This window comes from Candidatus Symbiothrix dinenymphae, from assembly GCF_001431085.1.
Genome location: NZ_BBRU01000496.1, coordinates 1 through 398, shown reverse-complemented (window position 1 = coordinate 398; position 398 = coordinate 1). Strand labels below are relative to the sequence as shown.

The window sequence follows — 398 nt, the reverse complement described above, 5'->3', positions numbered from 1 at the left end:
TCTGGGTATTTATGCGCCCGATATGCGGTATCAGTTTGAACGAGAAAACGGCGAACTGTGGGCTAAGGCAACGCTATTTCGCGCATTGCTGGGATATTACGGTTTTACGAAAGATAAAAAAGTGCTCACCGCGGTGGAACGAGCCGTGCAAAATGTAATGGACAACTACAAAATAGATGCTTCGCATCCCTTCAAACTAAATCATGCAGGCGACGGTGTCACTCACGGGTTGAATTTCACCGATGTGTTAGACCGTTTATACCAATTGACACACGATATCCGGTATTGGGATTATGCCTTATTCCTGTATAAGGATTATTCGGTTAATATGGCAACCAACGGCGATATTCGGTACCAAAATATCATGGACCCGCAATATCGTTTGTATGGTCATGCGG

At 44.7% G+C, this 398-nt stretch carries 1 protein-coding gene; it reads left to right on the top strand.

Going from position 1 to position 398, the window contains the following annotated elements; translation table 11 throughout:
* On the top strand, window positions 1-398 hold a 398-nt coding region (locus ASC50_RS05305; protein WP_226995412.1), incomplete at both ends, for a hypothetical protein.